This is a genomic window from Flavobacterium lotistagni, assembly GCF_011392125.1.
Taxonomy (GTDB): domain Bacteria; phylum Bacteroidota; class Bacteroidia; order Flavobacteriales; family Flavobacteriaceae; genus Flavobacterium; species Flavobacterium lotistagni.
The window spans coordinates 203,855-230,209 of the sequence record NZ_JAAJBU010000005.1; the positions used below are offsets into that span (position 1 = coordinate 203,855).

Consider the following 26,355-nt stretch of genomic DNA (forward strand, 5'->3'; position numbering starts at 1 on the left):
GTAATTTAGCCGAAAATTTAAAAGACAAAATATGAAGACAAATTACACTGTATTTAAAATGCTTGCCCTAACATTATTGTTTACTTGTAATTCTTGGGCACAAGCAACAATAGCACAATGGAGATTTAATGGCGCAGATGCAAACTCAATTCCTGGAGGCGGTAGTGCTCCTTTAGTTTCCCTTGGAGCTGGTACGGCAGAATTGATTGGAGGTACTACTGGTGCGTTCGCTGCCGGAAATGCATCAGCAGAAACTACAGAAACTGAACCTACTGCCACAAACTTCGGATGGCAAACTACTGGTTATGCTCCGGCCGGAACAGATAACAAAGTCAGAGGTGTTCAGTATAACGTCAGCTCTGTTGGACAAGCTGGCATCGTTTTTAAATTTGAACAACGCCTAAGTAATAGTGCAAGCAATACTTATGTAGTGCTTTACACTGCCGATAGAACCGCTGCGAGCCCTGTTTGGGTTGAAGCGCAAACTTTTACTTTTACACCTGCCGCTACTGGAACTGGAGACACTTGGTATAATGGAAGAACTGTTGATGTTTCTTCAGTTACTGCCTTGGACAACAACCCTAATATTGCTTTCAAAATTGTGAGCGCATTCGATCCAATCGTTGGAGATTATGTGGCGGCTAGATCTACAAACGTCTATTCTGCCGGAACCGGAGGAACTGTTCGTTATGATATGGTAACCGTTACCAGTAATGTAACTTTAGGTGTTTCCCAATTCGAAGCCAACGACAAAAGTTTAAGAGTATATCCCAATCCATCCAACAAAGAAATTGTAACTCTAAGCCAAACTGAAGATATTACGGTTTCAGATGTTACTGGAAAAGTGATTCTTACCGCTAAGAACACTTCAACAATTGATACGCGTTCGTTCAACAGAGGTGTTTATTTCATCAAAACTGCTTCAGGCGCTACGGCAAAATTGATGGTGAACTAAATCTCATCTTCAAATAACACAAAAGGCGTCAATTACTGGCGCCTTTTTTATTGCTATTATTTTTTTAGAATCAGATTGGATATCACTTCAAACAACGAATCGTTTTTCAAAGGTTTGGAAATATAGTAATCCATCCCGATTTCCTTCACGCGTCTTTTGGTTTCTTCCATGACATCTGCGGTAACAGCGATAATTGGAATGTTTCGATTGTGCTCACCTGCTTCTCCGTTTCGAATGGCAATTGTTGCTTCGTAGCCGTCCATCACGGGCATTTGCAAATCCATCAAGATGATATCGAAAGACTGACTTTGCAAAGCATCCAAGCCTTCTTGACCATTGTTGGCATAAACCACAGTAGTGTTGAGCCATTTCTTGGTAATCATTTTAATCACCATTTGGTTAATCGCATTGTCTTCGACTACCAAAATCGATTTCCCTTTCAAGTCAAACACGGCATCAGCGGCCACTTCAACAGGTTTTTTCTCGACGGCGACCACTTCGTAATCAATAGTAATACGGCAAGTCGTCCCGATGCTTTCCACGCTGTCGATCTGGATCGAACCTTTGTGCATATCAACCAAGGTTTTCACGATGTAAAGACCGAGGCCCAAACCGCCAAATTTGCGTTTGTTATCAATTGAATTCTGAGAAAACGAATCAAAAATACTGTGCAGTTTCTCTTTGGGAATACCAATCCCGGAATCTGAAATAGTCAGCACCAAACTCGCGCGATTATTGGGCAAAGTTTTAGAATCGATATGGAATTTCACTTGACCTTGCGCGGTAAATTTAATCGCGTTACTCAGTACATTGTTGACGATTTGCACCAAACGCGTGACATCGCCCAGCAGCATCTCCGGAATGCCTTCCGCTTTAGAAAATTCAAATTCAAGGCCTTGGTCTTTGGCCCGGTTGACCGCATTGTTCTTTAAATGTTCCAGCACTTTGACCGGTTCGAACTGAACGCTTTCGAGTTGAAGCTCGCCTTTTTCAATCTTCGAGAAATCTAGAATATCATTCACCGAACTCAGCAAACTATGCGAGGAATACTTAATCACTTGACAATTCTGGCGCACTTTCTCATCGGAAACTTCTTTAGAAATGGCATCGGTAAGGTTTAAAATCGCATTCAACGGCGTGCGCAATTCGTGGCTGATGTTCGAGAGAAAATAAGACTTGAGTTCGTTCATTTCCTCTAGCCGAATTAAGGCCAAACGATTGAGCTCTTCTTTTTCGTTCTTGAGGTTGCGAATCAAATTCCCCATCGAAAGTGAAAGGAAAATAATCTCCAATCCGGTGCCGAACTTCGAGCTGTTTTGTGTAAAAAACGAATTGGGCACTTGTCCGAAATTGTTCAAAATAAAAATCCCGAAGCCCAATATCAGGAATAAAATACCGATGCTGAAAAACACATCAATCGGTTTGCGTTTCACATACAAGTAGATAACCGAAGCAATGATAAGCAACAAAATCAGCAAGCCCAAAACATTAGCTAGCGGATAACAAATCGCGAACAACGCCGGCACGAAAATAATCAGCAACAAAACGATAAAAGCCAGCACATAAAGCACATTGAACAACAAATAAATTGTGGCGTTGTACTGCTTAATTCTAAGAAAAACTTCGCTGTATTTACCGAGTAAGATTCCGGCAATCATCGCAAATAATAAAACAGCGTGCATCGAAAGCCAACCGCTTTGGGGTGTAATCCACTCGTAAAAATAACCGTCGAGCGAGAATTGCAGCAAACCGATAAAAACCACATACAAACTATAATACAGAAATGTTCTTTCCCTAAGGCCAAAGAAAAAGAACAAGTATAGAATGGCCGCCGTAGTAAGAATACCGTAGAAAATCCCGAAGACCAATTGTTCCATCGAGACTTCATTGAGATAGCTTTCAGCGTCGCGAAGCATCATCGGCATTTTGATGACTTCTCCATCGCTTTTCAAATGCAGGAAATAAGTGATTTTCTGATTCGGTTGCAACTCGATTGAAAAAATGGTTTTGCGGTCTTTGAAGCTTCTTTGCGCAAATGGAATCTGATCACCACTAACGGATTTACTGATTTTACCCAAGGAATCAATCGCATACAATTCAACCAAATCAGTAATCGGCCGAGCGGTTTCCAGATAATAGCTCAAAGATGTTGAAGCTTGATTTTCCAACTCAAACTTGGCCCAAAAATGATGGTCGGTGAAACCCAAATCGTCATTTTCGGTTTTTAATTTCCAAAAATTCAGCTTGCTGTATTGGTGGATGATAAAATCAATGTTGAACTCTTGTTGGCCCACATCGGCTATAGTAGTATATGGATGCAACGAAATAGCATCCGGAACCGGCTCATGAAAAACATATTGAGATTGAGATATCTGAAAACAGAAAAGCGATAAAATTGCACAAACAAACCTAAAGGAAGAATTTCGCATGCTTTATTTTTTTAGAAATATAGGTCAAAAAAAAACTAATGGAATTGGCTTTAACGACTGTTCAATACAAACTGTTTATTGCACCACTAGCTTTTGACGATTGATTTGACCTTCACTAGTTACTAATTCAACAATATAAGTTCCCGATTGAAGCTCGGAAATGTCGATTCGTGTCTCATTTTGGACAGCAATCTGCTTTAACATTCTGCCTTGCAAGTCGTAAAATTGTACTCGATTCAAGTTAATTTTTGAACTAAACTGGATAAAATCACGGGCTGGATTGGGAAACAAATTCACCAATTCAGTTGCAAAACTGTCAGAGTGTAAAGTAGCCGAACGCAAACTTCCTTGCAAAAGAAACATCGCCGAGTCGTAAAGATTATCGCTCACATTCCCAATGACAAACTTCAAATGGTAAGTCGAACCTGCCACTACTGCTTCACTTGCTGTTAAAATTGTAGTACGCCCGTCATATTGCATCGAGGCGTTGGCCAATGGCGTAGTACCGGTTCCATTACTAACATAAAAAGAACAATTCTCACAAGGACCAAAATTCGAGTTCCCATTATTGATGGTATTGATGCTCACCGGTTGCGAATTTCCGGGAATTATAGCGATATTTCTAGCGTTGTTGCTGAAAGGCCCAGAAATGCCCGGACCGCTCAACAACAAGGCAAAAGTGTCATTGAAGGAAGAATTGGCAAACTCGGGATATTCTTCCGAAGCAAAAACATACTCGAAAAGTACCGTGTCGCCGTTGGGTATAAAATCAAATTCGAGGTTGCACACATTGCGAACAGTAGTGCCTGAGATTAACGCCAAATCGGCATCTCCAGCAAAAGGTGTCGCAGCAACTGAACTCATTGAACCAGAATTATTCGGACCCGAAGCCACCGATACCTTGCCCGTTGTAAGTAACAAACCTTGTTCGCTACCTAGAGCAGTAGCGCCATTGGAATACTTCCCGACTTGATCGCCAATGGTTTGTGCCGCTGTTGTAGAGCCATTGAATTTCACATTACTCACGGCAATATTTTCACCTAAAAAGGTATTCAAAACCAATTGTGCCGGAGTTTGCGTATTGTCTATTTGCAATTGCGCCGAGCCTGAAAGAAAGCTTAAACCGAAAATTAAGGAAAGTAGCAGTCGCTTCATAGTGATATTTTTCGGCAAGATAATTAATTTTCAAACCCATCGCTTGAGAAATTTCATCCACAGAAAAACTACCTTTGCGCACATTAAATCTTGAATCATGCAAATTGTTTTCGCTACCAACAACATCAATAAAATCAAAGAAATTCAAGCTTTGCTTCCGGCAGATATCCAACTGATTTCTCTAAATTCTATAGGCTGCCATGAAGATATTCCTGAAACCGCCGACACGATTGAAGGCAACGCTATTCTCAAAGCCAATTACGTCACCCAAAAATACGGCTATGATTGTTTTGCCGATGACACAGGCTTGGAAGTGGAAGCTTTGAACGGTGAACCCGGAGTTTATTCTGCGCGGTATGCCGGCGAGCAAAAAAATGCCAACGACAACATGGATTTGCTGCTCAGCAAATTACAAAACGAAAACAACCGAAATGCGCAATTCAAGACAGTGATTGCTTTAAATCTGAATGGAATGCAACATCTTTTTACAGGAATTGCCCAAGGAACCATCACCAAAGAGAAATCTGGAAATCAAGGTTTTGGTTACGATCCGATTTTCCAACCCGAAGGTTACGATAAAACTTTCGCCGAAATCCCGCTCGAAGAAAAAGGGCGCATCAGCCACCGCGGAAAAGCCACGCAAAAACTGATTTCTTTTTTGCAAAAAACTAAATAAAAAATAAGTAACGACTTACTTTTTCCTACCGTTTTTATTCAACTAAAACCACTTCTTAGCACTCTATCAACCTACAACTTACAACCCACAACGCACAACATTTTCTATCTTTCTGATTTTCAAATAATAATAAAACAATAAAACCCTTCAAGCCATTAGATTATTCGGTTTATTCGCCCTACTTTTGCACGCGAATCGAGACCGGGGGTCCGATCGAATAATTTAAAAACAAAGAATGAACAAATTTGAACAATTAGGATTGAAAGAATCGCTACAGCGTGCGATTATCGATCTAGGATTTGAGAATCCGACCGAAGTACAGCAGAAAGCGATTCCAATGTTGTTGGAACAAGAAACAGATTTAGTAGCCTTAGCCCAGACCGGAACAGGGAAAACAGCCGCCTTTGGCTTTCCGCTGATCCAGAAAATTGACGCGGAGAACCGCAATACACAGGCACTAATTTTATCGCCAACGCGCGAATTGTGTTTGCAGATTACCAATGAAATTAAGTTGTACTCCAAATACGAAAAAGGCATCAATGTCGTGGCCATCTACGGAGGCGCGAGCATTACCGAGCAAGCCCGTGAAATCAAACGCGGCGCACAGATTATTGTAGCCACTCCGGGCAGAATGCAAGACATGATCAATCGCGGATTGGTCAACATCAAACAAATCGACTATTGCGTGCTTGATGAAGCCGACGAAATGCTCAACATGGGATTCTATGAAGACATCGTATCGATTTTATCAGACACGCCAGAAACCAAGACCACTTGGTTATTTTCTGCGACCATGCCTGCCGAGGTAGCGCGTATCGCCAAGAAATTCATGGAAAACCCTATCGAAATTACCGTAGGAACCAAGAATTCAGGTTCAGCTACTGTTTCGCACGAATTCTATCTAGTGAACGCCCGCGACCGTTACGAAGCCTTGAAAAGATTGGCCGATGCAAACCCAGATATTTTCTCGGTGGTTTTCTGCCGAACTAAAAAAGACACACAACACGTAGCGGAAAAACTCATTGAAGATGGCTACAACGCCGCAGCTTTGCACGGAGATTTATCGCAAGCCCAACGTGACTCAGTGATGAAATCGTTCCGTGGCAGACAAATTCAGATGCTTGTTGCTACTGATGTAGCTGCTCGTGGAATTGACGTTGATAACGTGACGCACGTAGTAAACTATCAGTTGCCCGACGAAATCGAAACCTACAACCACCGCTCAGGAAGAACCGGACGTGCTGGAAAATTAGGAACTTCGATCGTCATTGTAACCAAAAGTGAGTTGCGTAAAATCTCGGCGATTGAGCGCATTATCAAACAAAAATTCGAAGAGAAAACCATTCCGTCAGGCATCGAAATCTGCGAAATCCAATTATTGCACTTAGCTAATAAAATTAAAGATACCGAAGTAGACCACGAAATCGACAACTATCTTCCGGCAATCAACAACGTGCTAGAAGGTTTGTCTAAAGAAGAACTCATCAAGAAAATGGTGTCGGTGGAATTTAACCGTTTCATCAATTACTACAAGAAAACCCGCGATCTTTCTTCACAAGTGGCTGGAGGCGATCGTGAAAAAGGCGCTCGTGAGCCGAGAGAATTCAACAATGGCGGTGCGGTGCGTTATTTCGTCAACATTGGTTCGCGCGATGAATTCGATTGGATGTCACTTAAAGATTTCCTACGCGACACGCTCGAACTGGGCCGTGACGATGTTTATAAAGTGGATGTAAAAGAAGGCTTCTCGTTCTTCAACACCGACCCCGAACACACCGACAAAGTGATGGAAACCCTTAACAATATTACGCTCGAAGGCCGACGCATCAACGTTGAGATTTCTAAAAATGATGGCGGTGGCAGACGCGACCACAACGGCAGAAATTCCGGTGGTTTTGGCGGGCGCGGCGAAAAAAGAAGCAGCGGTGGTTTCAGAAGCGACAGAAGTACAGCTCCAAGAAGCGGCGGATTCGGCTCTAGAAGCGAAACCAGAAGCGCCTCACCAAGACGCTCAGAAGGATCGGCACCGGAGCGCGGCACCAGAGGTTCAGAACGTTATGCAGACCGCGCACCCAGACGTTCGGCTTCATCCGATATGCCAAAAGAGAGAAGAAACAGAAGAGGTTAAGCCTACTTTGTTAATTTTCTTATAATTATACCGAAGACTATTCAATATCAGGAGTGTTTTATTACTTTTAAACTTTCAAAACACCCTATGCGATATTTAATAGTCTTCGTTTTTTTATGGCTTTCCCAGGCCGCATTTTCCCAAGCCATCACAGAAAACCAGACTGTTTCGGGCGTCATCACCAACGACAACACCAAGCTCCCGATTTCCAATGTCAACATCATCAACCTGAATAAAGTTATCGGTACGGTTTCCGATGCCAAGGGCCGTTTTGAAATTAATGTCAGTGTAAGCGATACCTTATTATTATCGTATATCGGTTTCCAGTCACTAAAAATCCGCGTCACCAATGACTGGATCAAAAACAAAACGACGCAAATCCAAATGACCGAAAAGGCTATCGCGCTCGAAGAAATCATCATCCAACCTTATTATTTAACAGGTTATCTCGAGGTCGATTCCAAACTCATTCCCTCGCCCAACAATTACCGCTACAGCATTTCAGGTTTATCGCAAGGATACGAAGCCGGTGAATATTCGCCCGGTGCTTTCGGGAACATTTTAGGCTCTATGTTCAATCCGGCCGATGCGTTGTACAACTTCTTCGGCAAAAAAGGCAACGAACTCAAACGCCTGAAGAAAATCAAGAAAGACGAAACCGTACGCAATTTGCTCGAATCCAAGTTCGACCGCGAAACCCTAGCCACACTTTTGGGAATCGACAAAAAAGAAATCGCCGAAATCCTCGACCGCTGCAATTATTCGGAAGCCTTCATCAAAACCGCCAACGATTTACAGATCATGGATGCCATCAGCGGTTGTTATGAAGAATATAAAGTTCTGAAGAAGAAGTAAAAAGTGACTGAGTGCCTGAGCTGCTTAGTGCCTTAGGTTTTTTTAGGAGCCGGGAACCTGCTGTGCGCTCCCAAACTTTGCCACCGAACCCCGGCGCCAAAGGTTTTCCACTTCCATCAGGGCTAGGGCTTTTGTGGAAATTAAAAACATTTGTTTTGAAATCTTATACAAGCCTTTACCTGAAGTCCACTGGACTTTTATTCCGCTGTCGCTCCATACAATTCGACCTTTCGGTCTCGGGTCTCCTCTTAATATCTACCCGAGGCTTTAGCCGAACTGAGCGAAGCTAAATCATCAGGGCTAGGGCTAACGTAAACATTCCACAACTCTTTCAAAATTTGCGACTGTCTTTACAGTTTGAAAACAAAATTCCCCACTACAACTAAACGAACTAAGGCACCAACGGATTAAGGCATTCATGCACTTCACAACTATTTCCCAACCTGAAAACAAAATTACCCACTACAAATAAACGAACTAAGGCACTCAGCTACTCAGGCACTCGATCCGCAAAATATCTCGCTTCGATCCGCTTGATATCTTTAATAGAATGCCGCGCCCAATCGAGGCGTTTTTCCAGAATTTCTTCGTCGGTGAGTTGCCAGGCAATGTCTGATTTGTGCAACCTGCCCATGAGATTCTGGATGATGATGGCTGCCGATACCGAGATGTTCAAACTTTCTGTGAAACCCACCATCGGGATTTTGAGGAAGCCGTCTGCTTGTTCTAAAACTTCTTCGGACAATCCGTGGCGCTCGGTGCCGAAAAACAACGCACTCGGTTTTGAAATATCGAAATCGTCGAGCAAACAATCGTTCTGGTGCGGCGTGGTCGCGATAATCTGATAGCCTTTACCTTTTAGGCTTTCAATACAAGAAGAAATACTTTCAAACCGGTTCACATCGACCCACTTTTGGGCGCCCATCGCGATTTCCTTGTCGATGCGCTTGCCGAATTTTTCCTCAATCACATTGAGTTGTTGGATGCCGAACACCTCGCAACTGCGCATCACGGCGCTGGTGTTGTGCAATTGGTAAACGTCTTCCATTGCTACGGTGAAATGATTGGTTCGGGTAGCGAGCACTTTCAAAAACTTGGCTTTGCGGGCGTCGGTCAGGAAACCTTCGAGGTACTCTAAATAAGCAAGATCGGTCATGCAGAAAAATTTTTCCAAAAATAGTAAAAGAGAGGTTTTTACTTTTAGTAGTACCAATGAAATTAAACACGAATTTCACGAATTAGCACGAATTCTACTGCGCATTTTTTTAAATTCGTGTCCATTAATGTAATTCGTGTTAGCTTTCTTAATCATGAAAAAGAAAATTGTTATTCTCTCCGGTGCCGGAATTTCGGCCGAAAGCGGTATCAAAACTTTTCGCGATGCGGATGGTTTGTGGGAAGGCCATGATGTTATGGAAGTGGCTTCGCTTGAAGGTTTTCGCAAAAACCCGGAATTGGTTTTAGATTTTTACAACCAAAGGCGCCGGCAGTTGCAACAAGTAAAACCCAATGCGGGTCATGTGTTGATTGCCGAATTGGAAAAAAATTTCGACGTACAAGTAATCACCCAAAACGTCGATAATCTGCACGAACAAGCCGGAAGCACGAATGTTTTGCATTTGCATGGCGAATTACTTAAAGTGCGTTCTGTGCGAAATGAAAACCTGGTTTTAGATTGGTCACACGATTTGGTGCTCGGTGATTTTGGCCCCGACGGCAATCAGTTGCGCCCGCATATTGTTTGGTTTGGCGAGGCTGTTCCCGCTTTGGAAGAAGCCATTTACCTAACCCAAAAAGCAGCCGTTTTGATTGTCATTGGCACCTCGTTACAAGTGTATCCGGCTGCGGGATTGCTGCATTATGCTCCAGCGAATATTCCGATGTATTACATAGATCCGAAACCGGCCACCATTTCGAACGCACCGCGAAATCTGAAAGTGATTGCTGCAACTGGTTCTGAAGGCATGTCTATCGTTATGAAAGACTTAGCAACTGACAACAAGTAACCGACAACTGACCACAGAAGCCCTAGCCCTGATAGCAGCGGCATCCTTTTTAAACCGTCTAGGTTTTAGAAACCTAGACGGTTTAAAAAGATATAGCGGATAGCAGGTTCCCGGCTTCTAAAAAATAAAAAAACGCCAATCTGTTTCCCGATATTTCTGGTTATCTTTGGGCCTTCAAAACAACACACTACACCATGGATTCGCTGAACTCACTCAACGCTGTATCGCCTATTGACGGGCGTTACCGAAGCAAAACCGCACCACTTTCCGCCTATTTTTCTGAAGAAGCTTTAATTCGTTACCGCGTTTTGGTGGAAGTGGAATATTTTATTGCGCTTTGCGAATTGCCTTTGCCACAACTTCAAGGAATCGATGCTTCGGTTTTTGGAAAACTTCGGGCTTTGTACGAACAATTTTCGAGTGATGATGCCTTGCAAATCAAGAAAACCGAGAAGACGACCAACCACGACGTAAAGGCCGTAGAGTATTTTCTGAAAGACCAATTTGATACTTTGGGATTGGGTGCTTACAAAGAATTTATTCATTTTGGATTGACCTCGCAAGACGTTAACAATACGGCGATTCCGCTTTCGACCAAAGACGCTTTTCAGCAGGTTTACTTGAAATCACTCATCGCATTAGTGGGCAAACTCAAAAGCTTGGCTGAAGAATGGCGCGACGTACCGATGCTCGCCAGAACCCACGGACAACCTGCTTCGCCAACGCGTTTGGGAAAAGAGATTGAGGTTTTCGTAGAGCGGTTGGAAGAACAGATGCGGTTGCTTTTCAACGTGCCTTTTGCGGCTAAATTTGGTGGTGCGACTGGCAATTTCAATGCGCATTTGGTGGCCTATCCTAAAATCGATTGGCGCCAATTCGGAAATAAATTTGTCGAACAACAATTGGGCTTGCACCACTCGTTCCCGACGACGCAAATTGAACATTACGACCATTTTGCGGCTTTCTTCGACGCGCTGAAACGCATCAACACAATCATCATCGATTTGAACCGCGACATTTGGACTTATGTGTCGATGGATTATTTCAAACAGAAAATCAAAGCGGGCGAAATCGGGTCTTCAGCCATGCCGCACAAAGTCAATCCGATTGATTTTGAAAACTCCGAAGGCAACTTGGGCATCGCCAATGCTATTTTTGAACACCTGTCGGCCAAATTGCCTATTTCGAGATTACAACGCGATTTGACTGATAGCACGGTGTTGCGCAATATTGGCGTTCCGTTCGGGCATACGTTGATTGCTTTTGAATCGACCTTGAAAGGTTTAGACAAATTGCTACTGAACCAAGCCAAGTTCGAAGAAGATCTGGAGAAAAACTGGGCCGTGGTCGCCGAAGCCATTCAAACGATTTTGCGCCGCGAAGGTTACCCGAATCCTTACGAAGCTTTAAAAGGTTTGACGCGCACCAATAAAGCCATCGACAAAAAAGCGATTCACGATTTTATTGATACTTTGGAAGTTTCTAAAACGGTGAAAAAGGAATTGTTAGCCATTACGCCTAGTAATTATTTGGGGATTTAAGAAATTTTCTCGCAAAGGTGCCAAGACGCGAAGATTCAATTATAACAATTTCTTGTTAATATTGCGATCAAAGCTTCATAAACTTAGCACTAGAACTACCTTTATCTGAATTCACTTTCACCAAGTAATTGCCACTTTTCATACCCGAAACGTCGACACTTTTTGTTTGCTGCGCGTTGGGAATGACTAAAACCATCTGTCCTAAAGTGTTATAGATACTGATTGAAGTATTCGGCGCTGAGTCTTTCGAATCGATATTCAAAACCGAAGCAACCGGATTGGGAAACAAAACCAAATCCTGAGCTTGTGTCGGTGCATTCAAACCCAAAATTCCTTGTCCTTCGACAATAGTGAGGAATTGATTTCCTGATATATTCAAGTAAGATTCTTCTACATTCGAAAGCCACTGCACTCGAATTTCTTCAATAATGGCAGTATCGCCCAAACCAAAATGTGCCCTTAAATCATTCTGTCCGCAGTAAGAAGATTGGGCCGAAATTTCGCGCAGTTGCCAAACTGTTTGCCCATTGATGGTAGCTTTTATGCGAATTTTTGTTCCTATCGCCGATTTGTTGGTCGAAGTTCCAACGAGTTTAATAGTAATCCAATGGTTGCTATTGCCGTTGTTATGGTATAAGAAATCGGGCGTATCAACCCCATTGAATGCTACTGTGGCTACTGCTAAATCCTGAAATCCGTCGTTGTCGTAATCGCCGAACGCACAGCCATAAGACCAAGATTCATCCGTAGCCGGAACTTCGGTTAGATTTTGCGTGAAAGTGCCGTCGCCGTTGTTGATGTAAAGGAAATTTCTAAGCAAATCTGTTGTGCTATTGTAACTGTTGGTCACGAACAAATCCAGATCGCCGTCGTTGTCGATATCGCTCCAAGCCGAACTGAACGAATGAGAATTCGTGTTGGAAACCGGATCGGTAGCCATTTTGGTAAAAACAAGATTGCCGTCGTTGCGGAACAAGGCGTTGTTGGAACCGTCATTGGCCAGATATACATCCAAATCGCCGTCGTTGTCGTAATCGGCCCAACTGCTGCTCATGGTTTTGCCGCCATCATTGAGCAAATCGCCGGTTGTAATTCTGGTGAAATTACCGCCGCCGTCATTGCGATATAAGTTTTCGTTGGTGTTTGAATTGCCTTCATTGGTCACGAAAATGTCGAGCAGCCCATCATCGTCAATATCAATCCAGTTAACACTTCTGGAGGTAAACGCGTTCGTTACAGCATCGCCCGTCAGGATTTTAGTAAACGTATTGGCTGTGTCGTTGTGATACAACTGATTTCTTTTGGTAGCCGTTGTTGGACCACTTCGGGTAACATATAAATCGAGCCAACCATCTTGGTCATAATCGCCCCAAGCCGCGGTTTCGCTGTAACCGTTTGAATCGGATATTGGATTTGCAACTTGGGTAAAATTTCCCAAACCGTCGTTCGTGTAGAACAGATTGTCTTCGTTGTACCAATTCACCACATACGCATCTGGGTCGCCATCGTTGTCACAATCGGCAAAAGTAGCCCCGTCGCTGGGCTTTCCGTCGAGTACTAGAGGATCCGCGGTTATTGCGGTAAAATTACCGTTGCCCTGATTCATGTAGAGCATATTGTTCTGCCCGCCAGCTTTTCCATTGGATATAAACAAATCAATCAATTGGTCATTGTTGACATCTACCCAATTAACGCTTCTGGAATCGCCGGGCGTATTGACTATAGCACCGCTAGTCATTTTCGTGAAGATTTGTGCCGACAGATCGCTTTGAAAAATCAACAGTGTCATGAGTGACAACAATACATGCAGAAAGTGGTTTGTTTTTTTCATGTTCTTATTTTTTTAAGATTAGAGTTTATCGACATTTAAAATTAACCGGATTTTGTTTGGGAATGTGTTGCCGACTACATACAACACTTTGTACTGGCGTTAAAACCGTAAAATGCAGACTTATGCCATTCATGCGCCGCAAACGGTTGTTGATAGGGCGCAAAAAGCTGTTGGTGTTTTTGACGACCGTGCCAATAATTAATTGTCTATTTTTGAAATATGAGCAAGAGACTACTTTATCATGCCGCTTTCTGGATGGTTTATGTACTTTACAAAAGTTACCTGAATTTTGATTCGGTCGGGTTTAGCGTGGGCAAAAAATCAGGTGTTGCTTTGTTTTTGATGGCGGTTTTGATTCAGTTGGTGTTGCTGGTGGTTAAAATTCCGTTGGTGTATGGCTTATTTTTTATGGCCAATCAATATTTGTCTAAACAGTGGTCGTTGGTTAAAACTATTGGAGCAGTTGCGGTCGTTTTTGTTGTTTCATTATTGGGAATCGCTGGGCTAAACCAAATCGTGGTTAACGGTTGGATTTATCGCGAACCCACTAACGATTTCTGGAACAATTTCCTTTCGCTTGGCAGCCTTCTTTATTGGCTTTTTATTCTGGCTTTTGTTAGTGGAATAGCCATTTCGATTAAACTCATCAGGCTCAATATTCGGCAGAAATTAACCCAACAGGAATTGCTTCAAAAGAAACTAGAACTGGAACTACAGTTTTTAAAATCGCAATCCAACCCGCATTTTTTATTCAATACGCTCAATAACATCTACAGCTTAGCGAGAAAAAACTCAGACAAAACTGCTGAAGTCGTGCTAAAACTTTCTAGCCTAATGCGTTATATGCTCTATGAAAGCACCCGAAAATCAATAGAAATTGATAAGGAAATTCAAATCATCCGCGATTATATCGAACTCGAAAAATTGCGTTATGACCAAAGGCTTGAAGTAACTTTCAATAGTTCAATCGATCAGAATAGTGAAAAAATTGCGCCATTAATTTTGCTTCCGTTTGTAGAAAATGCCTTTAAACATGGCGCCAGCGAATCGAGGTTTCAAAGCTATATTCGAATTCAACTGCTATTGAAAAAACAACAGCTTTTCTTCGAGGTCAAAAATTCGAAAGAAATCAATGATGAGACCCAGCATACCGTCAAAATTGGATTGAACAACATTCGCCGGCAACTCGAATTGCTTTATCCCGAACACCAATTGACCATTGAAGACCAACCTAAGGAATTTAGCGTACAACTCAAAATCAATCTCAGCGATGGAAATTTATAACTGCTTAATAGTAGAAGACGAGCCATTAGCGGCTGATATCTTGAAAGACTATATCGGCATGGTGCCATTTTTAAACCTAATCACGGTTTGCCCGGATGCCATAGACGCGCTCGAGGTCTTGAAAAAAGAAAAAGTCGATTTGATTTTTCTCGACTTGCACCTGCCAAAAATAAAAGGGTTTGATTTCATTAAAACTTTGCAACATCCGCCGAGTATTATCATTACCACAGCCTATCACGAATATGCGTTGCAAGGTTACGAATACAACGTATTGGATTATTTGATGAAACCGATTGCGTTTCAACGTTTCCTGTTGGCTGTCAATAAACTGAAACCCGCAGTCAACACGGCACCTACGCTGGTTCAGGAAGTCGGAAGAAGCCATCTTTTTCTAAACGTCGCCAAGAAGAAAGTGAAGATTTACCTCGATGAAATTCTGTATATCGAAAGCCTCAAGGAATACCTGCAGTTTTTTACTGCGAACAAAACCATCAAAGTGAAATTTCAGTTGGCACAAATGGAAGATTTATTGCCCAAATCACAATTCATCAGAATTCATCGTTCGTTCATTGTGGCCAAAAATAAAATCGATGCCTTTTCAGCTACCGATGTTGAAATTAACAAGAAGCTGATTCCCATTGGCAGAAGCTACAAAGAATTGGTATTGTCGGTAATAGAGAAATAAAAAAGCCCCGAACTATTTCGAGGCACCTTCTGTTTTATTCTATTCGATTACAACTTCACAAATTTCGCGCTCGAACTGCCTCTACTTGAATTCACTTTCACGAAATAATTCCCACTTTTCAAACTCGAAACCTCAACGCTTTTAGTCTGCTGAGCGTTGGGAATGACCATCAAAATCTGACCTAAAGTGTTGTAGATACTGATAGATTTGACTTCGATGTTGCGGGTCGATTCAATGTTAACAATGTCTTTAGCCGGATTCGGATAAATTTTGAAATAATCGCCAAATTCAAAATCTTGATTGGCGAGCAAAGCTACTGTTGTGGTCGCGGTATTGGTCACAATCGGAAAATTGTAATCGAAATAGATACTTGCAGTGTTGCTGAAAGTATCGCCTAGAACAAGATTCGGTTTGGTTTTGATTTTAAAAGCGACATAACCATCGTTGTTGGCATCATCAAATGGCAGATTGATGTTTTCAAAGATAAACTCCACTTTGTTGCCTTGAAAACGAGTGATCATCTCATGGCTGCTCTGCAATGGAACCAATGAACTTAAATCAAACTTTGTCGTATCGATGATATCCTTTACTACGATATTGTGCGCTTCTGCTGTACCTGAATTTTCAAAACGGATTAGATAGTGAATATACTTACCTATCATTTCCGGCGTAACAGTATTTCCTTCTAAGCAAGTTTTATCATTCGGGTCGAACGAATTCACGACGGTTTGGTTCAATGTGAAATTATTATCAGCAGGAGTTTCGTCAATTTGTGGACTATTGGCTGTAGCGGATAAAGTTACAATATCACCACTGTTAACCGGCGGCGTGTCAGTGGGTGTATTAGTATGAAGCACCACATTAAAATAAGCTTTTTGAAATGGCTCTAAACCGGTAAAATTCCATGTCAGGGTATTCATTGACTGCGAATCTGCTACCGGATTAGAACTAATAAAATCTTGTACGGCATCGTCGAAGGCTAAGGTAATGCTCCCTGATTGAGTTGTGGTACCTTTATTCTTAACTTGTAAGGAATAATTCACATCGCCCCCCGGTCTGATAGTATTAGTCCCGAACAAAAATAATTCAATATCGGGATGGCTTCCATTGGGAGTAATGCAGAAATCCTGGGTGAAAGGACTTACTTGCGAAGGAAAGTTAACCGTATAAGAGGCCGGGGTAATGGTATAATAAGAAGCATTCTCCAAAATAGGTGTGACAGTATGGGTTCCGCCTATAATGGTAGTTGAGTATATTCCGTTTGACATCGGAATGGTTCCGGAAATGTTTCCATTAGTGATACCTAGCCTCAAGTTGGGAAATGGTTGATCGGCAGCATCACAACCGTTGCCGTCCCTATCTAATTTGTTGCTTCCTTGTATAGTGTAGAAAGGCATCCCAGCGTCGAAATTACAGTAAGAATTCAACGCACAATTGCTGTAACCATAGGTATTGAGTTTAGCCTGCGCCTGAGATAGCCTACTTTCGCTTACGCATAAATATTGCAGATTGGGATTGCCAGAAAAATCAAAAGAATACCACTGATCGCCCATGTCCGCATCGATATCTACCGCATCTTTAATCATTAGGGCCGTGAGTAAATTGTTATTATGACAACTGAGTGACTCGCATTGGTAATTCCCAGATATATCAAGGGTCGTCAAGAGAGTATTGGAGCAGTTCAAACCTTCAAGTTTTGTAAAGTTACCAAACTCGAGACTGGTAAGCGGATTATCGCTGCAGCTCAGTATCAAACCATCATTAAAATTCGAAAAATCGAGTGTAGACAACATATTATTATAGCAATAAATAAATAGCGGCCCAACAAAACCCGTCGTATCAATCGAAGTCAGTTGGTTATGGTGACAATAAACCCACAATTGCCTTGTTTCTAAAGCCCCTGTTGTGCCTAAAGCAAGGTTGATTATTTGATTGTAGCTACAATCTACCGAACTAAGTTCCGTAAAATATTCGATGCCCTGCATAGAAACAATATTGGAATTAGATACATTCAACGCATGAATTGCTGCTGCTTCATCTACCTCAATTTCGCCATTGTTGTTGGTGTCAATCTTTACACTCATAGAATTCTGTCCATTCACAGGCGGAAAAAAATAGACTTTAGCAATGGTATTCGAAGGGCTAGCCTGCAACAGTTTAGCCTTAAAATTCGGATCCGGAAAATTAATAATCTGACCAAACGAATGCGCAGCCATCAAAAAGATCAAAAATGAGTAGAACTTTTTCATAAAGAAGAATTTAACTATCGCAAAACTAAATAAATATTCTGGCAGAATATGCTCAACACTTAGAATTCGACGTGTTTGGTTTAGAATTCGCAAATAAAAAAAGCCCCGAATCACTTCGAGGCTTTCTTACTATTTAGGAAGAAAAATTATTTCTTTTCTTTCTTTTCCATTTCAGCTTTCAAACCAGCCAAAATATCATTGTTATCTCCTAAAGTGGCAGCAGGTGCGTTGTTAGTCGAAACTGTTTCAGTAGCCGCTTTCACGTTTTTCTCTTCTTCTTCACGGAAGATCGCCGTGTGAGAAGCCACTACTCTTTTGAATTCTTTGTTGAACTCGATTACTTTGAAATCAGCTTCTTCGCCTTTTTTCAACTTCTTACCGTCTTCTTTTTCCAAGTGACGCGTTGGGATGAAAGCTACGATATCGTCACCGAATTCTACAGTAGCGCCTTTGTCTACGATCTCAGCGATAGTTCCTTTGTGGATAGTTCCCACTGCGAAAGAATCCTCGTACTGATCCCAAGGGTTAGCCGTAGTTTGTTTGTGTCCGAGTGACAATTTGCGTCCTTCTACATCCAACTCAAGAACTACAACATCCAATTTCTCACCTACGTTGATGAATTCAGATGGGTGCTTGATTTTCTTAGTCCATGACAAGTCAGAGATGTAGATCAATCCGTCGATACCTTCTTCCAATTCAACGAAGATTCCGAAGTTGGTAAAGTTGCGAACGATTCCTGTATGCTTAGAACCTACTGGGTATTTCGCTGTGATATCAGTCCATGGATCTTGACTCAATTGCTTGATACCCAATGACATTTTTCTGTCTTCTCTATCTAAAGTAAGGATTACAGCTTCAACAGTATCACCCACTTTTACGAAATCCTGAGCGCTGCGCAAGTGCGTAGACCATGACATTTCAGATACGTGGATCAAGCCTTCAACACCTTCAGCCACTTCGATAAATGCACCGTAATCAGCGATTACCACTACTTTACCTTTCACTTTGTCACCTACTTTCAAGTTAGCATCCAAAGCATCCCATGGGTGTGCGTTCAATTGTTTCAAACCGAGTTGGATTCTTGTTTTCTCATCATCGAAATCAAGGATCACCACGTTCAATTTCTGATCTAATTCAAGTACTTCACTCGGGTGGTTGATACGTGACCAAGAAAGGTCTGTAATGTGGATCAAACCGTCAACACCACCAAGGTCGATGAATACTCCGTAAGAAGTGATGTTTTTCACAACACCTTCAAGTACCTGACCTTTTTGCAATTGTCCGATGATTTCTTTCTTCTGTACTTCGATATCCGCCTCGATAAGCGCTTTGTGAGAAACTACAACGTTTTTGAATTCGTGGTTGATTTTCACCACTTTGAATTCCATCATTTTATTTACGTAAACATCGTAATCACGGATAGGCTTCACATCGATTTGTGAACCTGGTAAGAACGCCTCGATTCCGAAAACGTCTACGATCATACCGCCTTTAGTTCTGCATTTCACGAAACCATTAACGATTTCACCTGTTTCATTAGCAGCGATAACACGATCCCATGACTTGATAGTTCTTGCTTTTCTGTGTGAAAGTACCAATTGTCCGGTTTTGTCTTCGCGAACGTCGATAAGTACTTCTACTTTGTCCCCAACTTTTAGGTTAGGATTGTAACGGAACTCGTTCAAAGAGATCACCCCTTCAGACTTCGCGTTGATATCAACGATAACGTCGCGGTCAGTGATTCTTACTACTACACCTTCTACTACTTCTTCTTGGTCGGTGTCGATGAAAGTTTTCGATACCAAAGCTTCAAATTCCTGAAGGTTTTTCTCGTCTACCGCGTCGATTCCCTCTTGGAAATTGTGCCAGTTGAAGTTCTCTAAAAATTCCGTTTGTGATTTTAATAATTCAGACATGCTGATAAAAAATTTGTATCCTGTTTTCACCGGGCTTCTAACGTGACAAAAAACAGAAGTTGTTTTTTAAAATTGTTTCGTTCAACCTCTAATGGAAACCCTTCACCAAAAGAGTGCGCAAAAGTAAGGCTATTTTTTTGAAATGCAAACTTTTAGGATTAGAAATTTAAGTTGAAGCAAACTAGGTTTTCGAGTATTCTTTTTTTGATTGGGAGCCGGGAACCTGCTGTACGCTATATCTTTTGCTCCGCTGCGCTGCACAAAAGGATGCCGCTGCCATCAGGGCTAGGGCGTTTCGTTTTCTTTGCGGCTTTGCGTCTTCGCGAGAAATTCTATTTATCCCTCGCAAAGACGCGGAGCCACAAAGGTTTTTAACTGAAACAGAAAGCTCGGTATAAACACCGGGCTTTATAAATCTATCGCGTAAAGAATTACTTCGGCATCTCGTCGAAATTCACCATCCAGTGAACCCCGAATTTATCCGCAAACATTCCAAAGTACGCGCCCCAGAACGTTTTCTGCATCGGCATAAATATGTTCCCTCCGTCCGAAAGCCCGTTAAAAATGTGGTCGGCTTCTGCCGTACTGTCGGCATTGACCGAAACCGAGAAATTCCCTCCAAATGGCGGAACATCGCCGCTTTGGCTCGTACTGTCGCTGCCCATTAACACTGTGTTGCCAATAGGTAAGCAAACGTGCATCACGCGATTGCCTTCTTCCTCAGAAGGTGGCAGACAATTTGGATCATCTGAAGGCGGCATATCTTTGAATTTGCCCATGTAAGGAAATTCGCCACCGAAAACCGATTGATAAAACAGAAAAGCTTCCTCGCAATTCCCGTTGAAAATTAAATAAGGGTTAATGGTTGTCATGCTATTTTTAGTTGTATATAGTTGCTCTAAAATTGTTAATGTGTCACATTTTCCACCTCATCCGGATTGTGCTTGTGCTTGAACATCACCGCAAACAAAACTGCAATCACGAGTGCATAGGCCGCAAAAGTAAGCCAGATGTTGTGCCAGTCGCGTTGCCCGTTGTGTGTAAAAAAAGTATCGATGACAATACCACTAACCAATCCGCCGAAGAAAGCACCGAACCCATTAGACATCATCATGAACAAACCTTGCGCAGACGAACGAATTTTAGAATCGGTGGAAGTTTCCACAAACAGCGAACCTGAAATATTAAAGAAATCGAACGCCATTCCGTAAACGATGCACGAAAGAATAATCATCCACAAGCCATCCACCGGATTTCCGTAGGCGAACAAGCCGAATCGCAATACCCAAGCAAGCATCGAAATCAGCATGACTTGTTTGATTCCGAACTTTTTCAAGAAAAAGGGTATCGCTAAGATGAACAAGGTTTCAGAAATCTGCGAGATAGACATGATGATAGTAGAATATTTTACCACAAATGAATCGGCATATTCGGGAACGCTCGCGAATTCCGACAGATACACATCGCCGTACATATTGGTGAGTTGCAAAGCCGCGCCCAAAAACATCGAGAACAAAAAGAACAAAGCCATTTTATAAGTACCGAAAAGCTTGAAAGCATTCAACCCGAGTTTTTCCACAATCGATGCCTTTTCAGAAATGAGCTTTTGCGGTGGGCATTTCGGTAAAGTGAACGAGTAAACCCCTAACACAAAAGCTGCAATCGCCGAGAAATAAAACATATTCGCCGAGGCTTTATTGCCCGAGAGATTGGTAATCCACATCGCGACGATAAAACCGATGGTGCCCCAAACGCGAATCGGCGGGAACACTTTTACGACGTCGAAATTGTTGTTTTTAAGAATATTGTAAGCCACGGAATTCGACAACGAAATCGTCGGCATATAGCAAAGCATCGCGGCAAAAATCACCCAATAAAAAGTAACCGGATCGTTGACTTGCGGAATATAAAGTAAGGCAAGACCACTCAGGATATGAAGTATTCCATAGAGTTTCTCGGCGTTGATCCATTTATCGGCAATGATTCCCGTGAGCGCAGGCATTACAATAGAAGACAATCCCAAAGTCGAAAAAATAGCGCCGAATTCAGCGCCGCTCCATTGCTTGGTTCCGAACCAATAATTGGCTACGGTAATCAACCATGCGCCCCAAACAAAGAACTGAAGGAAACTCATGATCGTGAGCTTGAACTTGATATTCATAAATAATAGTTTTGGTTAAAGATAGTGAGGTAAAACTACTATTTTAATTGAGATATACAAAAATTTACAACGATTTCGTGGCAATAGGTTGGAGCAGTCAGCGACAGGATTTCGACGAAGTAAAAGCTTTAATTGATTCTGTGATTCACCAAATCCAAAACAAGTTCAAATTGTTCTTCGCGGGTTAGGTGCGAATTGTCTATTTCTATGGCATTTTCAGCTTTAACCAACGGCGAATCTGCACGGTTGGTATCAATATAATCACGCTCTTGAACATTTTTTAAAACGTCTTCGTAAGACACATTTTGACCTTTGGATTGGAGTTCATCAAAGCGGCGTTGGGCTCGGGTTTCAGGGCTGGCGGTCATAAAGATTTTGAGTTCGGCATCCGGAAAAACCACCGTTCCGATATCGCGGCCGTCCATCACGATGCCTTTGCCTTGACCCATTTGCTGTTGTTGCTCGACGAGTTTGGCGCGCACTTGGGAAACTTCAGCGATTTTACTGACAAAATTAGACACTTCGATGGTGCGGATTTCTGTCTCGACGTTCACGCCATTGAGGTACATTTCAGCAAAGCCCAAACTGGGGTTAAAATGAAATTCGAGTTTTATCGAGGGCAAAGCCAAAATCAAATTTTCCTTGTCGAACAATTCCGCCGTGATGTAGCCGTGTTGCATCGCAAAGTAAGTAACGGCGCGGTACATCGCTCCAGTATCCACATAAACATAACCCAAGTGATTGGCGATTTGCTTGGCTAATGTACTTTTCCCGGTAGAAGAAAATCCGTCAATGGCAATCGTAATTTTTTTCATATGCAGTGCCGCAATTGGCTGTTTCTTAGTTTATTCTTCGTTGAAATTAATAGTCAAGCCAAACAAACTGGTATTGGCCGCCAAAGTATATCGCGAATAAGAGTAGTCAAATTTGAGTCGACCCATTTTAAGTCCGAAGCCGAGTGAAATCCCGGAAAAATTTCTTTGCTCAAGCAAACGCAACTCTTCGCCTCTTCTGAAATTGTAACCCAATCTAAGGTTGAAACCGCGCTCAGGAAATAATTCTGCCCCAAAAATCACGTGGCGCAAAGCATTGTTGAAAAAAGAGGTTTTCTCTGGCGTGGAAGTGCCGTCAATAGAATTCTCTGCACGTGCCGGATTGGAAAAACTTACATTCCACTGCTGCAGGTTTTCTAAAGTTAAATGCCAACGAATCGGCACATTTTCAATTTGTTGTGAAATACCGGCCATCACTTCTAAAGGCAACGATTCGCGGGTTCCGGCATAGGTAGAAATTTGTGTTCCGATATTGCGCACCACAAACGCGTAGTTAAGCCCGTTGGTTTCATCAATGTAGATCATTCCGAGGTCGATCGCACCGCCAAAAGAATTATAGCTTTCTAAAGTGGAGTTGATTAGTTTAGCATTCGCCCCGACGTGAATATCGGTATGAGGAACATTATAAGCATAACCCACAGACAAAGAAATATCGCTTCCGGTAAAACTCGAAGTGGGCGTTCCGTTTTCATCATAGCCGTCGAACTTGCCATAATTCACATAGTTCACTCCGGCATGAAGGGTTTGCACATGTCGGTCGTAAGTGTAGGCGTAAGCTGCTGTTCCGTAGGTAATCTCTCCGTAATAATTGCCGTAATTGACTGACATTCGATTGTCCATTTCCGGATTGATGGTGGCCGGATTGAAATGGCCTTGGTTCACATCATGATCATAAATAGTCAGCGTTTTTCCGCCCAGTGCCGACTGTCTGGGCGAAGTCACCATATTCAAAAACTGATAGACCGACTGCCCTCCTACTTGACTGTATGCGAATACATTGAAGAAAATAAAAAGCAATACTAGGAATGGTCGGATCATTTTGGCACGCGTTATAGGTGAATGGATAACGCAAATGCGAAGATATTATTTTTAATAAAAAAACGACCCATGTATTGAGCCGTTTTTTGTTTATAGTTTTTTAGCGTTTTTGACGTCTTGGGTAGTCAGTGCGAACTTGAGTACCTCGCTCATTTCCTTCACATAGTGGAAAGTAAGCCCCTCAATGTATTCGGGTTTGATTTCATCTACATCTTGTTTATTTTCATGGCACATGATGATTTCCTTGATGTTCGCTCTTTTGGCTGCCAAGATTTTCTCTTTGATGCCGCCAACGGGAAGTACTTTCCCTCGAAGGGTAATCTCTCCGGTCATTGCAATACCTTTTTTGACACGCTTTTGAGTAAATAAAGAAACTAGCGATGTCAGCATGGCAATTCCCGCGCTCGGACCATCTTTGGGCGTGGCTCCTTCAGGTACGTGTAAATGGATGTTGTATTTTCCTAAAGTTTCAGAATCTAGACCTAATAATTTTGCGTTGGCTTTGATGTATTCTAGTGCAATAGTTGCCGATTCTTTCATGACGTTGCCCAAGTTTCCGGTGATAGTCATGGTGCCTTTTCCGGGCGAAAGCAAAGATTCAATAAACAAGATATCGCCCCCAACAGCCGTCCAAGCCAAACCGGTAACTACTCCGGCTACTTCATTGCTCTCCGACTTGTCTCGCTCCATTCTCGGCACTCCAAGAATTTTAACGATATCTTCATCTGTGATTTTTTTGTTGTAGTCTTCTTCCATGGCTACTGACTTGGCGATGTTTCTAACTACTTGTGCGATTTTGGTTTCCAGCCCACGAACCCCGGATTCGCGCGTGTAACCTTCTACTATTTTCTCCAATTGCTTCTTGCCGATGCTTACGTCTTTTGCGGTCAAGCCATGTTCTTTAAGCTGCTTTGGAAATAGGTGCTGACGGGCAATCTCTACTTTTTCTTCGATAGTATAACCGGTCATTTTAATCACTTCCATTCGGTCTTTCAAAGCCGGCTGGATGGCCTGCATATTGTTCGAAGTGGCGATGAACATCACCTTAGACAAATCGTAACCTAACTCAAGGAAATTATCGTAAAAAGCGTTGTTTTGTTCCGGATCTAAAACCTCTAATAAAGCCGATGACGGATCGCCATGGTTGCTGTTCGAGAGTTTGTCAATTTCATCCAGCACAAAAACCGGATTAGACGTTCCTGCCTTTTTCAGGCTTTGGATAATTCTTCCGGGCATCGCACCGATATAGGTTTTACGGTGGCCGCGAATTTCAGCTTCATCGCGCAAACCGCCCAAAGAAATCCGAACATATTCACGTCCTAAAGCTTCCGCTACTGATTTTCCGATAGAGGTTTTCCCGACACCCGGAGGCCCAGTCAAACAAATAATTGGCGACTTCATATCGTTGCGCAATTTCAAAACGGCCAAATGCTCGATCATTCTTTTCTTGACATCTTCAAGGCCAAAATGATCGCGGTCGAGAATTTTCTGCGCGCGTTTTAAATCGAAATTGTCTTTGGAAAATTCGTTCCATGGCAAATCTAAAATCAGTTCTAGATAATTGCGTTGAATTCCAAAATCAGGCGCTTGTGGGTTCATGCGCTGCATTTTCGAAAGCTCTTTGTCGAAATACTGTTGCGTTTTCTCGTCCCATTTCTTGGTTTTAGCCTTTTGGCGCATCTCGTCGATTTCTTCCTCTTGCGAAACACCACCGAGTTCTTCCTGAATGGTTTTCATTTGCTGGTGCAGGAAATATTCGCGCTGTTGCTGGTCTAAATCAAAACGCACTTTAGACTGGATATCGTTCTTGAGCGTGAGTTTCTGCAACTCGACATTCATGTAACGCAAAGTTTCCAACGCTCGTTCTTTAAGTGCATTGACCGCCAATAAATTTTGCTTTTCGGTCACCGTCAAATTCATGTTCGACAAAACAAAATTGATTAGGAAAGATTGGCTTTCAATATTTCTAATGGCGAAAGTGGCTTCGGTGGGAATGTTGGGACTTTCTTTTATAATTTGAATGGCGAGTTCCTTGATGGATTCTACAATCGCCAAAAATTCTGAATCGTGATAACCTGGGCGCTTTTCTTCAACTTCTTTAATCAAAGCGTTCAGGTAAGGTCTTTCGGAAGTGACGGCGTCGATTTCAAAACGTTTTTTCCCTTGTAGGATAACGGTAATGTTTCCGTCGGGCATTTTTAAAACCCTTAAAATTCGGGCTACAGTGCCGATTTTATGAATGTCGTTTTTGGTCGGGTCTTCGTCGGCTTCGTTTTTTTGCGCCACCACACCAATAATCTTATTACCAGCATTGGCATCGTTAATCAATTTGATCGATTTGTCGCGACCGGCTGAAATCGGTATCACCACACCCGGAAATAAGACAGTATTTCTTAAGGGTAAAATGGGCAACGAAGCAGGCAATTGCTCGTTGTTCATTTCTTCTTCGTCCTCTGGGGTCAGTAACGGAATTAATTCAGCGTCGGTATCGAATTCTTGTAATGACAATGTGTCAAAAGAAAATATATTTTGGTATGACATAAGGCTTAGTAGGTCAAAATGACATTAAAATTGGTAATTGGACAAACAAATGTAAAGCATCAATTCGACAAA

Annotated in this window: 19 protein-coding genes; 8 read left to right on the forward strand and 11 right to left on the reverse strand. The window is 42.3% G+C overall.

All coding sequences use genetic code 11. The features are described 5' to 3' along the window. Window positions 1-31 precede the first annotated feature (31 nt). Window positions 32-955: a T9SS type A sorting domain-containing protein gene (locus G4D82_RS08070; protein WP_166336437.1), complete on the forward strand. Its 924-nt coding sequence runs from the start codon at window positions 32-34 to the stop codon at window positions 953-955. Between the two features lie 56 nt (window positions 956-1,011). Here G4D82_RS08070 and G4D82_RS08075 read toward each other — a convergent pair whose 3' ends face one another. Both G4D82_RS08075 and G4D82_RS08080 read right to left on the reverse strand, forming a co-directional pair. After that, window positions 1,012-3,384 carry a hybrid sensor histidine kinase/response regulator gene (locus tag G4D82_RS08075; protein ID WP_166336439.1) on the reverse strand — a complete coding sequence of 791 codons (2,373 nt, stop codon included), beginning with the start codon at window positions 3,382-3,384 and terminating at the stop codon, window positions 1,012-1,014. A gap of 75 nt (window positions 3,385-3,459) precedes the next feature. Then, on the reverse strand, window positions 3,460-4,539 hold the full coding sequence (locus tag G4D82_RS08080) for a choice-of-anchor L domain-containing protein (RefSeq protein ID WP_166336441.1): 1,080 nt from the start codon (window positions 4,537-4,539) through the stop codon (window positions 3,460-3,462). A 97-nt stretch (window positions 4,540-4,636) separates the two neighbouring features. On the opposite strand from G4D82_RS08080, the gene G4D82_RS08085 reads away from it, so the two are divergent. From G4D82_RS08085 to G4D82_RS08095, 3 genes are all read left to right on the forward strand, one after another. Then, window positions 4,637-5,215, forward strand: a complete 579-nt coding sequence (locus tag G4D82_RS08085) for a non-canonical purine NTP diphosphatase (protein WP_166336443.1) — start codon at window positions 4,637-4,639, stop codon at window positions 5,213-5,215. A 235-nt stretch (window positions 5,216-5,450) separates the two neighbouring features. Next, the gene (locus tag G4D82_RS08090) at window positions 5,451-7,343 is read left to right on the forward strand and encodes a DEAD/DEAH box helicase (protein WP_166336445.1); all 1,893 of its coding nucleotides are present in this window, start codon (window positions 5,451-5,453) and stop codon (window positions 7,341-7,343) included. A gap of 87 nt (window positions 7,344-7,430) precedes the next feature. Continuing rightward, window positions 7,431-8,198: a carboxypeptidase-like regulatory domain-containing protein gene (locus G4D82_RS08095; protein ID WP_166336447.1), complete on the forward strand. Its 768-nt coding sequence runs from the start codon at window positions 7,431-7,433 to the stop codon at window positions 8,196-8,198. Window positions 8,199-8,688: 490 nt separating this feature from the next. Here the strand turns inward: G4D82_RS08095 and G4D82_RS08100 are convergent, their stop codons facing one another. Further along, entirely contained in the window at window positions 8,689-9,354 is a 666-nt protein-coding gene (locus G4D82_RS08100) for a TrmH family RNA methyltransferase (RefSeq protein WP_166336449.1), read from the reverse strand. A gap of 154 nt (window positions 9,355-9,508) precedes the next feature. Here G4D82_RS08100 and G4D82_RS08105 point away from each other — a divergent pair, with 154 nt between their 5' ends. Both G4D82_RS08105 and purB read left to right on the forward strand, forming a co-directional pair. Further along, window positions 9,509-10,204, forward strand: a complete 696-nt coding sequence (locus G4D82_RS08105) for an SIR2 family NAD-dependent protein deacylase (protein ID WP_166336451.1) — start codon at window positions 9,509-9,511, stop codon at window positions 10,202-10,204. Window positions 10,205-10,398: 194 nt separating this feature from the next. Further along, the gene (purB, locus tag G4D82_RS08110) at window positions 10,399-11,745 is read left to right on the forward strand and encodes an adenylosuccinate lyase (protein ID WP_166336453.1); all 1,347 of its coding nucleotides are present in this window, start codon (window positions 10,399-10,401) and stop codon (window positions 11,743-11,745) included. Window positions 11,746-11,812: 67 nt separating this feature from the next. Here purB and G4D82_RS08115 read toward each other — a convergent pair whose 3' ends face one another. Then, window positions 11,813-13,576 (reverse strand): FG-GAP-like repeat-containing protein, encoded by a 1,764-nt coding sequence (locus G4D82_RS08115; protein WP_166336455.1) that lies wholly within the window; start codon window positions 13,574-13,576, stop codon window positions 11,813-11,815. Between the two features lie 219 nt (window positions 13,577-13,795). On the opposite strand from G4D82_RS08115, the gene G4D82_RS08120 reads away from it, so the two are divergent. Continuing rightward, a complete protein-coding gene (locus tag G4D82_RS08120) occupies window positions 13,796-14,860 on the forward strand; it encodes a sensor histidine kinase (protein WP_166336457.1) in 1,065 nt (354 codons plus the stop codon). Next, a complete protein-coding gene (locus tag G4D82_RS08125; RefSeq protein ID WP_166336459.1) occupies window positions 14,847-15,545 on the forward strand; it encodes a LytR/AlgR family response regulator transcription factor in 699 nt (232 codons plus the stop codon). The genes G4D82_RS08120 and G4D82_RS08125 overlap by 14 nt, the downstream gene beginning before the upstream one ends. Before the next feature lie 47 nt (window positions 15,546-15,592). Here G4D82_RS08125 and G4D82_RS08130 read toward each other — a convergent pair whose 3' ends face one another. The 7 genes from G4D82_RS08130 to lon all read right to left on the reverse strand — a co-directional run bounded on the left by G4D82_RS08130 (window position 15,593) and on the right by lon (window position 26,283). Continuing rightward, on the reverse strand, window positions 15,593-17,794 hold the full coding sequence (locus G4D82_RS08130; protein ID WP_166336461.1) for a T9SS type A sorting domain-containing protein: 2,202 nt from the start codon (window positions 17,792-17,794) through the stop codon (window positions 15,593-15,595). Between the two features lie 146 nt (window positions 17,795-17,940). After that, window positions 17,941-19,710: a 30S ribosomal protein S1 gene (gene rpsA, locus G4D82_RS08135; RefSeq protein ID WP_166336463.1), complete on the reverse strand. Its 1,770-nt coding sequence runs from the start codon at window positions 19,708-19,710 to the stop codon at window positions 17,941-17,943. A 431-nt stretch (window positions 19,711-20,141) separates the two neighbouring features. Then, the gene (locus tag G4D82_RS08140) at window positions 20,142-20,582 is read right to left on the reverse strand and encodes a VOC family protein (RefSeq protein ID WP_166336465.1); all 441 of its coding nucleotides are present in this window, start codon (window positions 20,580-20,582) and stop codon (window positions 20,142-20,144) included. A 35-nt stretch (window positions 20,583-20,617) separates the two neighbouring features. Next, window positions 20,618-21,871, reverse strand: a complete 1,254-nt coding sequence (locus G4D82_RS08145; protein ID WP_166336467.1) for a nucleoside permease — start codon at window positions 21,869-21,871, stop codon at window positions 20,618-20,620. Window positions 21,872-21,999: 128 nt separating this feature from the next. Next, complete coding sequence (gene cmk, locus G4D82_RS08150; protein ID WP_166336469.1) at window positions 22,000-22,686, reverse strand: (d)CMP kinase; 687 nt, start codon at window positions 22,684-22,686, stop codon at window positions 22,000-22,002. Between the two features lie 30 nt (window positions 22,687-22,716). Further along, complete coding sequence (gene porQ, locus G4D82_RS08155) at window positions 22,717-23,742, reverse strand: type IX secretion system protein PorQ (RefSeq protein ID WP_166336471.1); 1,026 nt, start codon at window positions 23,740-23,742, stop codon at window positions 22,717-22,719. Window positions 23,743-23,832: 90 nt separating this feature from the next. Beyond that, entirely contained in the window at window positions 23,833-26,283 is a 2,451-nt protein-coding gene (lon, locus tag G4D82_RS08160; protein WP_166336473.1) for an endopeptidase La, read from the reverse strand. Window positions 26,284-26,355 lie beyond the last annotated feature (72 nt).

Bases quoted from the DNA above. Each gene is read 5' to 3' on its own strand.
- rpsA (WP_166336463.1), bottom strand. From the start codon at position 19,710: ATGTCTGAATTATTAAAATCACAAACGGAATTTTTAGAGAACTTCAAC.
- G4D82_RS08095 (WP_166336447.1), top strand. From the start codon at position 7,431: ATGCGATATTTAATAGTCTTCGTTTTTTTATGGCTTTCCCAGGCCGCA.
- G4D82_RS08115 (WP_166336455.1), bottom strand. From the start codon at position 13,576: ATGAAAAAAACAAACCACTTTCTGCATGTATTGTTGTCACTCATGACA.
- purB (WP_166336453.1), top strand. From the start codon at position 10,399: ATGGATTCGCTGAACTCACTCAACGCTGTATCGCCTATTGACGGGCGT.
- G4D82_RS08075 (WP_166336439.1), bottom strand. From the start codon at position 3,384: ATGCGAAATTCTTCCTTTAGGTTTGTTTGTGCAATTTTATCGCTTTTC.
- G4D82_RS08080 (WP_166336441.1), bottom strand. From the start codon at position 4,539: ATGAAGCGACTGCTACTTTCCTTAATTTTCGGTTTAAGCTTTCTTTCA.
- G4D82_RS08100 (WP_166336449.1), bottom strand. From the start codon at position 9,354: ATGACCGATCTTGCTTATTTAGAGTACCTCGAAGGTTTCCTGACCGAC.
- cmk (WP_166336469.1), bottom strand. From the start codon at position 22,686: ATGAAAAAAATTACGATTGCCATTGACGGATTTTCTTCTACCGGGAAA.
- G4D82_RS08140 (WP_166336465.1), bottom strand. From the start codon at position 20,582: ATGACAACCATTAACCCTTATTTAATTTTCAACGGGAATTGCGAGGAA.
- lon (WP_166336473.1), bottom strand. From the start codon at position 26,283: ATGTCATACCAAAATATATTTTCTTTTGACACATTGTCATTACAAGAA.
- G4D82_RS08125 (WP_166336459.1), top strand. From the start codon at position 14,847: ATGGAAATTTATAACTGCTTAATAGTAGAAGACGAGCCATTAGCGGCT.
- G4D82_RS08090 (WP_166336445.1), top strand. From the start codon at position 5,451: ATGAACAAATTTGAACAATTAGGATTGAAAGAATCGCTACAGCGTGCG.
- G4D82_RS08145 (WP_166336467.1), bottom strand. From the start codon at position 21,871: ATGAATATCAAGTTCAAGCTCACGATCATGAGTTTCCTTCAGTTCTTT.
- G4D82_RS08105 (WP_166336451.1), top strand. From the start codon at position 9,509: ATGAAAAAGAAAATTGTTATTCTCTCCGGTGCCGGAATTTCGGCCGAA.
- G4D82_RS08085 (WP_166336443.1), top strand. From the start codon at position 4,637: ATGCAAATTGTTTTCGCTACCAACAACATCAATAAAATCAAAGAAATT.
- G4D82_RS08120 (WP_166336457.1), top strand. From the start codon at position 13,796: ATGAGCAAGAGACTACTTTATCATGCCGCTTTCTGGATGGTTTATGTA.
- G4D82_RS08130 (WP_166336461.1), bottom strand. From the start codon at position 17,794: ATGAAAAAGTTCTACTCATTTTTGATCTTTTTGATGGCTGCGCATTCG.
- porQ (WP_166336471.1), bottom strand. From the start codon at position 23,742: ATGATCCGACCATTCCTAGTATTGCTTTTTATTTTCTTCAATGTATTC.
- G4D82_RS08070 (WP_166336437.1), top strand. From the start codon at position 32: ATGAAGACAAATTACACTGTATTTAAAATGCTTGCCCTAACATTATTG.